Origin of the sequence: Mycoplasmoides alvi ATCC 29626, from assembly GCF_000701785.1 — a bacterium.
GTDB lineage: Bacteria > Bacillota_I > Bacilli_A > Mycoplasmatales > Mycoplasmoidaceae > Mycoplasmoides > Mycoplasmoides alvi.
This window is the reverse complement of sequence record NZ_JNJU01000002.1, coordinates 16,078-29,777: the sequence shown is the minus strand read 5'-3', so window position 1 is coordinate 29,777 and position 13,700 is coordinate 16,078. Positions and strand designations below refer to the sequence as shown.

The 13,700-nt window shown below is 23.4% G+C and carries 11 protein-coding genes; 8 read left to right on the top strand and 3 right to left on the bottom strand.

All coding sequences use genetic code 4. From position 1 onward, the window contains the following. The first annotated feature begins 21 nt into the window (after window positions 1-21). A complete protein-coding gene (locus T383_RS0101185; protein ID WP_052663952.1) occupies window positions 22-1,626 on the top strand; it encodes an HDIG domain-containing metalloprotein in 1,605 nt (534 codons plus the stop codon). Between the two features lie 399 nt (window positions 1,627-2,025). Beyond that, on the top strand, window positions 2,026-2,850 hold the full coding sequence (locus tag T383_RS0101175; RefSeq protein WP_033159861.1) for a hypothetical protein: 825 nt from the start codon (window positions 2,026-2,028) through the stop codon (window positions 2,848-2,850). Between the two features lie 12 nt (window positions 2,851-2,862). Here the strand turns inward: T383_RS0101175 and T383_RS0101170 are convergent, their stop codons facing one another. Continuing rightward, complete coding sequence (locus tag T383_RS0101170) at window positions 2,863-4,986, bottom strand: Z1 domain-containing protein (RefSeq protein ID WP_033159860.1); 2,124 nt, start codon at window positions 4,984-4,986, stop codon at window positions 2,863-2,865. A gap of 3 nt (window positions 4,987-4,989) precedes the next feature. After that, window positions 4,990-6,519, bottom strand: a complete 1,530-nt coding sequence (locus T383_RS0101165; RefSeq protein ID WP_033159859.1) for a hypothetical protein — start codon at window positions 6,517-6,519, stop codon at window positions 4,990-4,992. A 172-nt stretch (window positions 6,520-6,691) separates the two neighbouring features. On the opposite strand from T383_RS0101165, the gene T383_RS0101160 reads away from it, so the two are divergent. The 3 genes from T383_RS0101160 (at window position 6,692) to whiA (ending at window position 8,947) form a co-directional block, all read left to right on the top strand. Next, window positions 6,692-6,940 (top strand): hypothetical protein, encoded by a 249-nt coding sequence (locus T383_RS0101160; RefSeq protein WP_033159858.1) that lies wholly within the window; start codon window positions 6,692-6,694, stop codon window positions 6,938-6,940. Between the two features lie 121 nt (window positions 6,941-7,061). Then, window positions 7,062-8,006 (top strand): thioredoxin-disulfide reductase, encoded by a 945-nt coding sequence (trxB, locus tag T383_RS0101155; RefSeq protein WP_033159857.1) that lies wholly within the window; start codon window positions 7,062-7,064, stop codon window positions 8,004-8,006. A 2-nt stretch (window positions 8,007-8,008) separates the two neighbouring features. Further along, the gene (gene whiA, locus T383_RS0101150) at window positions 8,009-8,947 is read left to right on the top strand and encodes a DNA-binding protein WhiA (protein ID WP_033159856.1); all 939 of its coding nucleotides are present in this window, start codon (window positions 8,009-8,011) and stop codon (window positions 8,945-8,947) included. Here whiA and T383_RS0101145 read toward each other — a convergent pair. After that, complete coding sequence (locus tag T383_RS0101145; protein WP_033159855.1) at window positions 8,940-9,242, bottom strand: hypothetical protein; 303 nt, start codon at window positions 9,240-9,242, stop codon at window positions 8,940-8,942. The genes whiA and T383_RS0101145 overlap by 8 nt on opposite strands. Window positions 9,243-9,364: 122 nt before the next feature. On the opposite strand from T383_RS0101145, the gene secG reads away from it, so the two are divergent. From secG to T383_RS0101130, 3 genes are read left to right on the top strand one after another with little or no spacing between them, the layout of a single operon-like run. Continuing rightward, window positions 9,365-9,592 (top strand): preprotein translocase subunit SecG, encoded by a 228-nt coding sequence (gene secG / locus T383_RS0101140; protein WP_033159854.1) that lies wholly within the window; start codon window positions 9,365-9,367, stop codon window positions 9,590-9,592. Window positions 9,593-9,628: 36 nt separating this feature from the next. Continuing rightward, window positions 9,629-11,782: a ribonuclease R gene (rnr, locus tag T383_RS0101135; RefSeq protein WP_033159853.1), complete on the top strand. Its 2,154-nt coding sequence runs from the start codon at window positions 9,629-9,631 to the stop codon at window positions 11,780-11,782. Window positions 11,783-11,794: 12 nt separating this feature from the next. After that, the gene (locus tag T383_RS0101130) at window positions 11,795-13,642 is read left to right on the top strand and encodes a hypothetical protein (RefSeq protein WP_156940232.1); all 1,848 of its coding nucleotides are present in this window, start codon (window positions 11,795-11,797) and stop codon (window positions 13,640-13,642) included. The last annotated feature ends 58 nt before the right edge of the window (window positions 13,643-13,700 follow it).

Genomic DNA, 13,700 nt, shown 5'->3' with positions numbered 1-13,700 from the left:
ACAAAATTGGGTTTGGTTTTTATGAATAATATCTATGATTGGATTAAAAATAATCCTTTACTTTTCATTTTAATAATAACAATATTTATGTTTATTGTTCTTTTAATAACAATATCATTTATTATATTTCTATTTATAAATTTTAAAAGGAAAAAAGAATGTAAAACACACAACCATGATGGTGTTCATTCTGAAACAAGTGATAATAAAGAATTTTATGAATTAACTGACACAAATAAAATAAATAATGATCTAAAAAATTCAAATTTTAAATCTGATTTATTAAAAAATAATTCAATTAATAATTGCTATTTAGAATCATTTTATGAAGAAAACAAAAAAACACAGGATGTAAATCATTTGTATGAAGAATTATTAGAATTGAAAAACAAATATTCAATTTCTTTAAATAAGATAAATGAAATATTAGATGAACAAAATAAAGTTTTATCAAAAATATCTAATTTATCTATAGAAGAAGCCAAAAAATTATTAATGGTCAATATATATAAACAATCAAAATCTGAATTAGCAGAAATTTATAATTTTGAAAAAAATAAAATTAATAGTGAATTAGAGTCTTATGCACAAAATCATTTGATTAGTGCAATGGAATTGATTGCTGAAAAAATGATTGCCCAACGTTCATTGTCTACAATACCTATTCAAGATGAAAATTTAAAGGGTAAAATTATTGGAAAACATGGTAGAAATAAACATTTATTTGAAAAGTTAACAGGAACAGATATTATTGTTGAAAAAACTTCAGAAATAACAATTTCCTCTGCAAATCCTATTAGAAGAGAAATTGCTGTTAATTTATTTAATTTAATGCTTCAATCAAAGGTTATTGAACCAAGTAAATTAGAAAATCTTTATCAAGTAGTTAAAGAAGATTTTCAGAATAAATTAATTGCTGACGGCAAAAAAGCTTTAGAAGAAGATTTACAAATTTTTGATATTAACCCAGATATTTATCCTTATGTAGGTAGATTAAAATATCGAACAAGTTATGGTCAAAATGTTTTGGATCATTGTATTGAATCTGCAAAATATGCAGAAATTATTGCTAAACAAATTGGAATTAATTTTGAAAAAGCAAAACGTGCAGCTTTTTTTCATGATATAGGTAAATCTATAGATTTTAATGAAAATTATGATCATGTTGAATCTGGTTTAGCTATTGCCAAAAAATATTATTTACCTGATTATATATGTAATGCCATTGAATCCCATCACAATAAAGTTGAACCTGATAATATGTACTCAGCTTTGGTTAAAGTTGTTGACACATTATCTGCTGCTCGCCCTGGAGCTCGTAGTGATTCATTAAATGAGTTTATTAAAAGAGTAACAAAATTAGAAGAGTTATGTAAATCTATAGATGGTGTCCAAGAAGCATTTGCCGTTCAATCTGGAAGAATTTTAAGAATTATTGTTAAACCAGATGTTATTTTAGATGAACAATTAAATTTATTACATCATGAAATAAAAAAAATAATTGAAACTGATGAAATTACTAATAAGCATCAAATTAAAATAATTTTAATTCGTGAAAAAAGATTTGAGTTTTTAGTTAATAGAAAAGTAGATAATTTATTAAATTCAAATAGTTTTTTATCTTAATTTATATGCTTTTTAATTTAATTTTACCTTGAATTTTTTTATTTTTTGTTTTCATAATTTGGTTTATACCCAATTATAAGATACCTAGAAAAATTATTTTAATTTTGCTTTTAATTCAAATTATTTTTTGTGTAATTTGTATTGCAATTTCATCTAGTAATTTATCTAGCATTTTAGATAAAACTCAAGTTGATTATTGTGCAAATATAATTGCTATAATATTTGGAATTGTTTTTATTTTTATTTCCATATGACGAAGGTGAAAAATTGTAAACGAAATAATGCATTAAAATTATTAATTTATTTATTTCTAAGTGTAAATTTAGATTGAAATTTTTTTAAATATTATAGTTCATTATTATAATTTATAAATGTTTAACTTTTTATTAAGAGATTTTTATGAATACTGATTTTTATGATGATTTGAATAGTACTGATTCTAAATTTAATTCAGATACTAAGAATATAAATAAGTCAATTAAATTAACTTCTTTAAATAAATTTGAAGATAATAATTTATTGAATGATGATGCTAAACTATTGTTTAGTGCACATGAAAATACTAATAATGTTATTACTGAAAAAAATAAAAATGCAAGCACAAATTTAAATACATTATTTTCAAAAAAAAATAATTTTCAATTAACAAATAGTAGTCAAGAACCCACTGAACATATTTTTGTTGATAGAAAAAATAGCCAACAAGAATATTTATTTACTAAAGAAAATATTTCAAGCAATCTAACTAGTGGACAAATACCTCAGAAAGAAATTAGTTTAAAAACTAAGGATAACTTGATTTCTAATAATTTAAATGCTTTGAGCAATTTTTCTTCTTCTGAGAATGAGAAAAAAATAATTAATGATAAAGTTAATATTCCAATTAATGTTAATGAAATATTAAACAACATAGATCAAATAACTGAAAAAGATTTATCTAATAAACTTCATAATAATACTTCTAATTTTTTTTATACAAATATATTAAATTCATCTAAATTGAATAAAAATTCAAATAATGTAGGTGATTTTTTATCTAAGAAAAATAATACAAATAATCAAATGAATTTAGATGTAAATGAAAATTTACCTAACAATATTCCATCTACAAAGAATAAAAAAAGCAAAAATAAATTATCTTCTATAAACTTAAAATATTTACTTATCTTTTTAGGTTGATTAATAATTGTTATTTTGTTAATAGCAAACTTAGCAATTAAGTAGTATAAAGTTTTATTATTTATAATTACTTGTTACATAGTCTGTAATAATTTTTTCTGGCAAAACCATAGCAATAAATTTTTGTAGTCTATGAGTTGATTCAACATAAACATTGTGAATTTGAAAAATTATGTTTTGATTAAATTCTTCTACTTTATTTCAATCTCTATCACCTACATATTTATTTCCTGAAGTATTTTTGGTTTGAAATAATTCAATATTTCCATTTTCATTAATATTTCTTTTTCTAATTTTAGATATAGTTAAATTATTATCCATAATTGCAATAGTTATTTTGTTATCAAATTTTGGTAATATTTCATTGTAAAAAATATTTCAATTATCTAGGGTCATATTTAATGCTAACGATATACTTTCTACATGACTTGGTAAACTAAAAATTTCATTAAATTTTTTAATATCAATATTATGGATCATTCTAAAGATATTTCCTGTTCCAACTTGAATATCTTTAATATGTGAATCATTAATTACATTATTAAAAATGTTTTCAATATATTTACGCTCATTTGAAGTTCTGTTTAAATTATTTTTAGAATAATATCTATCAAATACAATTCTATTATGTTTAACTTTGTGGGTTGCAATTAAATCATCACTAGATATTAGTAATCGTTTTTCAATTTTGCTAAATGGTAATTTATTTTTTTCTGCATCAACTAGAATATTTCATAAATAATTGTCATGATTTAAAATTTGTTCTTTAAAATTTTGAAATAAATGTTTAAGCATAAATATTCTCATTAGATGAGAATATTTTTTTCGATATCCAAATCAACGACCACGTTGCAATGCAGTATCAATAGCTATCGCATCTTCTGCTCTATTAGTAATATAAGTTGTTAATAAATTATTAAAGGTAACGCCTCGTTCAATCATTGCAGAACCAACCACTATATTATTGGGCGTATCTTTATATAATGGATCATCAATTTCAGAATTAACAACATTAATTGATGTATTTTGTAAGTGTTTAACAAATAGTTTAACAAACGAATCTGACCATTCAATATTTGTATCATAAGATTTGAATACAGCTTTAATTTTGCTAATTATTTTATCACTCTCACTAGAACCTGAAATTTTTAAAAAATTTTCTAATGATTTTTTATAGGAATTAATTTTATCAGCAATCATATTATGACGTAAAATTTCTTTTGCCGTGTGCACTAACATGGCAGTTTTTTGTATTTTTTTATTTTGAATATGAAATAAAGATGCAGCAACTAAATAATGAATAATAGCAAGTTTAAATGATTCTGGAGTAGATTCGCGTTCATTTTCAATTGCTTGTTTTTCGTTATCTGAAACTTCAATAATATATTTTTCATAATTAATCCCAAAAAATTCATTAATTCCCATGTAAGCATCTCCAGGATCAATTGTGAATATATGGTCAGGTTTTATTGCATCATGCTGAGATAATAAAATATGAGCTTGAGGCGTTGCTGTTACTGATATAAAAGTAGCATTAATACCAAAAGTTTCAATCATTTTTTTAATTAATTTGTAAGTAAAAGATTCATTAGTTTTATCTTCTGATGTATTAAAAGATGCTAAATCTCCTTCATCATCAATAATTAAAAATTTGGTTTTTTGAAATAATGGAACAGATAAAAGTTCAATTAATTTTTCAATTTGTTGGTTTTTTAAACTTACAAAAATTGTTTTTTTGTTATTTAAAATTGATTTATTTAATTCATCAATGAAGGTTTTGTTATCTTTGCTAGCAATGATTTCTTTAATTTGATAAACATTTACTCCTGTTGAAAAATCATCAGTTGTAAATGTTTTTTTTAAACGATCAAATGTTTGTTTATTCAAAACATTATCTCTACCAGATAAAACAATTGCAATATCATAATTGGAACTAAATGCTTTGGAAATACAAGCAGAAAAAGTGCTTGTTTTTCCTGATTGTACTTTTCCCACTAGCAAAGCTTTTAATCCCTTAGGTGTTTTTCCTAAAGTTTCAATTATATTATTAGCTTTATTTTGAATTTTATTAATTGATTCATCATCCATTCCGGTTGATTTGCAATATTTAACAAATTGTTCTTGATGATTAGAACTACCAAATTGTGAAATTAAAGATTTAATTTCAAATTCAATATCCATTTGTTAATTTCCTTTGCGCAAATAATTATCAATTAAAAATTTTAATTCATCAACGCCTGCACCTTCGATAAGTGCTCTTTCTTCTGCCATTATGTAATATATTACAAATTCACAAAATGTATTGTAGGTTCGCTTACTATTGGCAACTATTGGTTTTAAGAAAGGATGTTCTTGATTTAGATACACAATAATCAACCCATCATTTCCATATTTCTTTTTAATTCAACAACCACTAGTTTCTTTATTATTGGCTGGTATTAGTTGAATTTTATAATCTTTACCATATTCATCTTTTATTGAATAAATATTAGTTTCTTTTTTATTTCGTTTCACAGTTTCCACTTGCAAATCAATAATTGTTTTAGTGTTTTGCATAGATTCAGCAATGGTTTCTACATTTTCTTCAGAATTATCAAAGTTTTGTTCAATTGTTTTGGAATTAAGAATATTAGTAGTTGCATACTCAGTATTAATTTGTGTTGTGATTTTATTAACTTCTTTTGTATCGCCTTGTTTACCAATTATTGAAATTAATAGATTTACAATTGTTTCATATTCTTCCTCAGTTAAAATGAAATTGTCACCAGTAATGCTCAATGGAATATTGTTAAACTCTAACTCACCATATATAGAACTATATTCAATATTACCTAGTGAACCAAAAATTTCTTTTGGCTTTAAACTTGTATTTGTCAATGCTCCACGGACTAACTTATTTGCATTGAAACAATAAATTCCAGAAATATCAGAGTTTGGTTTATCTAGTATACCAACAAACCCTTTTATTCCAATTTTATAATTTGAAAAATTAATGGATTCATCAATAGTAATATATCCTTTAGTGTTACTTTCACTGACAAATAATTTTGGTTTTTGAATCGGATTAAGAGCCAAAGCTTTTCTATAAGTTTCTATTTCTGGTTGTACATCTAATCTAGAACAATCATAGAATTTGTTATTTATTCTATAAACAGCTTTAAATTCAATTTTATCTAAATTAACATATTTTTGGAATATTCTATTTACATGAGCAACAATTTGTGAATATTCTAAAATATTTCATTTTTTGCTTATTTTTAATTGAAGTAATGAACCACTACCAAATTTGGTCCTCGAAATAAATTCTTTAGCACCATATGCTTTTAGTGGATCAACAATTAAATCATTATTTATAGTTGATAAAACTAATTGATAAGTTTCTGAATCTTCAATTTTTTTTGAATAAATTTTTGCACCATTACTAATTCATTGTATTGCGCGTACCCACTGTTTCCATCCTTTTGCCTTTAAATGTTGAAAATCAACTATTTGTTCTAAATCCTCTTTTCCATAACCTACACCATTATCAAAAATTAGTAATTTTTCATTGTCTAAAGTTGAATCATAGATTAAATAGATTGTTAATTTACTTGTATCTGTACTATTTTCATTAAAAAAATAAAAAATGGTTGGATCTAAAAGATGAGAAATAGCATAAGCTGGTGAATATGGAATATCTTTACATAATTCAGTCCATAAATTAGTACTTGACATATTTTCTCCTAAGTAAAAATGATTGTTAAATTGAACTTAAATGTAGAATAAATAATTTGAATATTTATTCATCTATAGACAATATTATATACCAACAAATTTTGCCACATATTGATTTTTCATATATTTCTTTTAAAATATCTAAAATATTGTATTTTAGAAATGAGAGATTATGTCTAAAAAAGTTAAAATTAAAACTAATGATAAAATAACTTTTTGAGGCTTCATGGGAGCTTTAGTTTTAGGAGTTGTTGTTGGATTAATTCCTTATTTATTGATTAAAATTTTTAATTTAAAAAGTTGGTTTTGATTTATTCCTTTCTTTTTTATTCCACCAGTTATTGGTGCTATAATTTATGGTTTATCAAAGACTAAGGTTGTTAAAGTGAAAACTGACAAACCTAATAATGACAATGATTAAATAAAAAAAGTTTAGCTTTTTTCTAATATATTAAAATAGAAACCAATTAAATATTTGCATAAAAAATAATTATTTTATGTTGAAGTTAGTTGGTTTTATTTTTTATGGAGTTTTCTATCTCATGTTTTCAATTTCAGGTACTCAAAATTTATTTGACCTTGTAATTATAGGTTCAGGTCCATCTGGAATGGCAGCTGGTATATATGCTTCTAGAGCAAACCTTAAATGTTGTATTATTGAAGCAAAAGCTCCTGGCGGAAAAATGATTAAGACGGGAATTATTGAAAATTACCCAGGCATTTTATCTAAAACTGGACCTGAATTAAGCATTGAAATGTTTAATCAAATAAATAATTTAAAAATACCCATAAAATATAATTTAGTTATTTCCATTGAAAAGTCTGACAATTATTTTTTATCGTATTTAAATAATGGTGAAACTGTTTTTTCCAAAGCAGTAATAATTGCAACAGGTTGTAATGAAAAAGCTATGCAAACTCCTGGTGAAGAAAAATTTTATAACAAGGGCATAAGTTATTGTGCAATATGTGATGGTTCTCTATACAAAAATAAAGTTGTTGCAGTTGTAGGTGGAGGCAATGCTGCTGTAGATGAAACTATTTATTTGTCAAATATTGTTCAAAAAGTTTATTTAGTTCATCGTCGCGATGAATTTCGGGCTGATGCTTTTAATGTTGAAAGACTTAAAAAAATTAAAAATGTGGAATTTTATTTATCTTATGTTCCAGAAAAAGTTAATGGAGATTCTAAAGTTAGTTCTTTTACAATTAGATCAGTTAAAAATGACTCCTTGGTGACTTTAGATGTGGATTGTGTCTTTCCATACATAGGGGCCATTCCAGCAACTAGTTTTTTAAATAATTTGAAAATAACTAATGAATTAGGTTATGTTTTAACCAACGAAGAAATGGAAACAAAAATACCTGGATTATATGCAGTTGGTGATTGCATTTCTAAAAAATATCGCCAAATTTCTACTGCAGTTAATGATGGTACGATTGCAGCTTTAAATGTAAAAGAATATTTATCTAACCAATTTAATTAACAATGAAAGAAACTTATAGTAAACTAGTTAAAAGTGAACTTTGTCATTTAAATTTTTCTATTAATGAGGCTAAATTTTTTCTTAAATCTTTTTTACTAAACAATATGTCCAAAAAAAACATATCTGGACAAGAAATATGATCAATTAAAACACATTTTTCTTTTATTGCACGTTTTGTTATTTCAAATTTAAAAAAACTTTATGATGTTAAAGACTTAAAAATTTCTTTTAAAAAAAATAATAATTCTGTTTCGAGACGTAAATATGAGATTTCATTTATTGGTAATTTTCAACAAATTATTTCAGATTTAGATTTATACAAATTTACTACTGATTTTAGCGCTAATAATTTGGCTAGTGCTTTCTTAATTGGTGCATTTTTAAGTGGCGGAAGTATTAATTCTCCCTATAATGGAAATTATCATTTGGAATTTCAATCATTTAGTTATGAATATTTAGTTCTTGTTAATGAAATATTAAAAATATTTACAAATAATAAAAAAAATCATATTTTGAATAGAAGAGCTAAATATATTTTGTACATAAAAAAGTCTGAAGTAATTGCTGATATTCTAAAGTTTATGAATTTAACTGAAACGCTATTTAAATTTGAGGATTTAAGAATTGAACGTGATTTTGTAAATAATATGCGTAGATTAAATAATTTAGATATTTCTAATTTACAAAAAGCATCTAAATCATCTAATGAAATTATTCAAATGATTAAATATATTAAAACTACAAACAAATATAATAATTTTTCTGCAAATTTGAAACTTTATTGCAACATAAGACTAAAACATAGTGAGCTTTCTCTTCATGATATCTCCTTAGAAATGTCTAAAAAATTAAAAAAAACTTTTTCTAAAAGTAATGTTTGATATTTAACAAACAAAATAAAACAAATATATGCAGATCTTAAAAAGAAAAATTCTATTTAAGTAAAAAAACCTTAAAACCATGAAATTTTAGAAAATGATAATAATATTTTAATTCCATTCATTTACCATCAATTATTATTTTTTTACTTTTATCTAATTTATTTTTAAATTCAAATTGAAAAGTTATTTTATTAAATGTTATTGAATTGTATTTTTTAAATATTTTTTGATCTTTTTTTCAATAAAAATCAATTATTTGATATTTTGGATTTATTTCATATTTTTTTATATTCTTAATGAATTTAAATTTTAAATGATTTCTTGGTATTAACAAAAGTTCAGAAAATCTTTTCATATTTTAATTTTAATTTAGTTACTTTTAAATGCTTTAGTTAAATGTAAAATTATTTGTTTATTATAATAGAATTACATAAACTTTAAATATTTGAAGATTGTTTATGATAAAGTAGTTAAATTATGAATGCAATTGAAGTAATAATGTTTATTATGTCAGTAATCGCGTTGATTATTGGATTGTTGTTGTCAAATTCAGGTAGTACTGGTGGTTTGGCATCACTTTCTGGTCAGGATTTAGAAATTTTTAAGAAAACTAAAGATCGCGGCTTAATTAAAATATTACAAATACTAATGTTTATTATTATGATTGCTTTTTTAGTTCTTGGTTTGGTATTTCACTTTACTTAATGAAAAAACATAAATACATATAAATAGGAAACAATAATGATTAAGCTAGAACCAATTGAAGAACAAATATTAGAACTTGTAAAAAAAGAAAATGGACGTCCAGTCCCGCCCGGAATTATGGTTCGTTTATTAGATAATAATTTTGGTGTAAAGAGCAAACAAAAAATTTATCAGGCAATTGATAGATTAATTGCTAAAGGGTTGTTGCGCCAACTTAATAAAAATAATAAATTGGTCCTTGGATATGAAAATAAACCTCCTTTATTAGATAAAATTCAAGAAGGAATTGTTTCAATTGGGTCTAAAAATTGCGGTTTTATTCGTTTAGAAAATGATGAAAGAGCAACTTATTTTGTTCATTCATTAAATTTAAATGGAGCTTTAAATGGTGATATTGTCAAATTTGCTCCTCTAGACAAAGAAGATAATCGCGATTTAAAAGATGCAATGATTTTAGAAGTTATCAAACGTACTAAAACACAATATGTTGGTAAGTACACATATAATGGTAGCAAGTATTTTGTTTATCCTGATGATCCAAAAATGTATTTGTCTGTTAGTTTAGACAATGAGTATAAAGAATTAAAAGAAAATGACAAAATTTTATTTGAATTGAAAGAAGTTTTTCCAGAAAAAAATGAAGCTATTGCTTCATTAATTAAGATAATTGGCAATGAAATTGATATTGGTGTTGATATAAATTCAATTGTTTATGATTTAGGTATTGATTTTGATTTTGACAATAAAGCTTTAGAGGAAGCAAATAAGTTAAATTTTGAAACAAATCATGCTAGAAACAAAATTCGCAAAGACTTAACTCATTTAGATATTGTGACAATTGATCCTGCAACATCCAAAGATTTAGATGATGCCATCTATGTTAAAAAATTAGATAATGGTAATTATCAGTTGATTGTAGCAATTGCTGATGTTTCACATTTTGTTGATTTTAATTCAGAACTTGATAAAAATGCATTTAAAAGATCTACTTCAGTTTATTTTTTAAATCAAGTAATTCCGATGCTTCCAGAAAAATTATCCAATGATTTATGTTCTTTAAATCCTGATGAAGATAAGATGGTTTTAATTAGTGAAGTTGAAATTAAATCAAACGGAGAGGTTGTTGAAAATTTATCATATCCTGCTCAAATTAGAAGCAAGCGCCGTTTTAGTTATGAAGAAGTTAATAATTTTTTTAAGGATGAAACAAGTTTGCCTAATGATTCTGTTTCAATTAAGCAAATGCTAAAAGATGCTAAAGATTTAGCTAAAATTTTGAGAACTTACAAACATAATCGGGGTTATGTGGAGTTGGAACTGCCAGAACCAATTATTGTTTTGGATGAGGAAAAAAATCCAGTTGATATTTTAGTTAAGAAACATGGCGAAGCAGAAAGAATGATTGAAGATTTTATGGTTTGTGCCAATGAATCTGTTACTCAAATAGCAATTAAAAATAAAATTCCCTTTATATATCGAGTGCATCCTAAACCAACACAAAGAAAACTTAAATTATTTGCAGAAGAAACTAAAAATTTAAATTTCAAAATTACTGGTAACTTTTTAGATATTAAAAGTAATACAATAAAAAATTGATTGGATTACAATAAGGATAATCCAAATTTAAAAACTGTTAATATTCTTTTGCTTAGAATGATGGCTAAAGCTTTTTATAGTTTAGATAATACTTTTCATTTTGGTTTAGGTAGTCAAACTTATACTCATTTCACATCTCCAATTCGCAGATATGCTGATTTAATTGTTCATCGTTTATTGTGAATGTTTTTATATGATCGTGAAGGTTACACCGAACCACAACGTCAAGCTTTAAAAGCTAAGCTTCGTGAAATTTGTGAATTAATTAATTTAAATGAAGTGAGAGCAATGACTTGCGAAAGGACTATCAATAGTCATATGTTTTGTGTTTATATGTCTAAAAACATTGGAGAAACATATGATGGTTTTATATCAACTATAACTAATTATGGTATGTTTGTTGAATTAGAAAACACAATTAATGGTTTAGTTAGAGTTATCAACATGAATGATGATTTTTATCTATACAATGAAAGCGAACTCGCATTAGTTGGTCGCGAAAAAGGGAAAAAATATTTTGTGGGTGATAAAGTTAAAGTTAAAGTTATTCAAACTGATTTACATTCAAGACAAATTGATTTTTCTCTAGTTTAAGCGTTATAATAAATGCTTGACATTAGTTTTTTTATTGATTCTATCGTAAGTTTATTAATTGGATTAGGTTTTTTCTTATTTTTTTTATACTTTTTTTTAAAATTGGAAAAAAATTCTTTTGTTAATAAAATAATAAAAAACAAATTTGGTTATTTTTTTACTTATTTCCTTTTTGGATTATTAATAGGAATAGTAAGTTTATTTTTCGATCTAATTCAAGCAAGTATTAACATTAATAATCAAAATATTAATACTTATGTTTTTATTACTGATATTGTAGTTATTGTATTATGTGGCTTTTATTTAAATCCAATAATCTTTGTTGGTTCTACAATAACTTATACATTGTCAACTATTTTGTTTCATATTAATAATTGAAATGAATTGTCACTATCTTTATATTTGTTAATTTTTTATTCAATTTTATGTTTGATAGTTACATTTTTATATTTACTAAAAGAAAAACGTTTTGTATTTCTTTTTGTTTTAAGTATTTTTTCTTCTATTTTGACTTTAATTAGTGCAATTTTATTTGTTCCAAAATCTGTTATAGCATTTGCTTATGTTTTGCCATGAATTGGTAATTTAACAATAATTATTTATTTTTTATTTTCAATTCCAATTGTCAATTTTATAGGAAAAACCAAACAACTTTCACATTTAACTAAATTTGATAAAAATAATTTTATTCTATTTGGTCATGCCCATGAATCTATATTAGATTACATTAGAACAAATAAAGTTAAACATGGCATTGTTTTATTATTTGATTTTTGTAAGCAAAATTCAAAAACATCACCCATTAATAATGTACTTATTAAAATGATTAAATCCAAAATAAATTTATCTTCAAAAGAATATAAACCAATTTGATTTTTAACTCCAAGTAATTATTATGGTTTGTATATTGGTGTCTCTGAAAAAAAATTTAATTTATCAAGCTTAAAATCGGTTTACGCAGGAAATTATTTATTAACGAGAAATTTGGATGATCCTTTTTTAAAATATGACAATATTTTTAAAACTTTACCAGAAAATGTTAGATATAAAAATGAATTATATTCTTTAAATTATCGATTTGTTGCAATGATTTATGGTATTCATTCATCAAATTTGGACAAAATTATTTTTACTCTAGAAACATTAATGCGCCAATATGAATTTATTAATCAAATGAATAGAATTCATGTTTTTAATCCTAAAGAATTTAGTTTAATTGAAAATGATGCAAATTTATATAAAAAACTTTTAACAAAAATTAAAGTTAATGAATTAACTCCATATTGAACACAACATACAAACTTGCTAAATTTAAATCAAAAATTTTATTATCTAAATTTATCTTGACCCAATAAACTCCTATTTAATAAATACGCATTATTAAAAAACATAAATAATTTAGAAATTTGTAATACTTTAATAAGAATGATGGCAATTCAAGGGATAAAAATGTTTGTGAATAACATTTATTTTCAAAATAAAAAATCTTTTTTAATAATTGACTATCCTATAAAATTGTTTACTGAAGAAAAATTTAATATAAAAAATTTTATAGCAAAAATTAAACAGCAAAACCTTTCATTTAATAATCTAATTATTAATCTTTTTAGTTTTGAAAATATAAAAAATAATGATCCAATATTTTTAAATTCTATTTTGAAAGATAATATTCGACATTTATATTCTTTAGGAATTAGATTCGTTATTAGTAGTGAATTAATTAATTTAAAAAACATCAAAAATCTTTGCTTAAATTTTTGTTTATTTGAATCAAAAAATATTAGCCAGTCTAAATTACTCAAATTAAATAATTTGTTAATGGCAAATAATGTTGGTATTCTTGTTGAATCAAATTCTTAATGTTTAACAAGCAAAAAAAAGAAAACTAAAGGAGTCGAACCTTTATGTTAATCTTAAC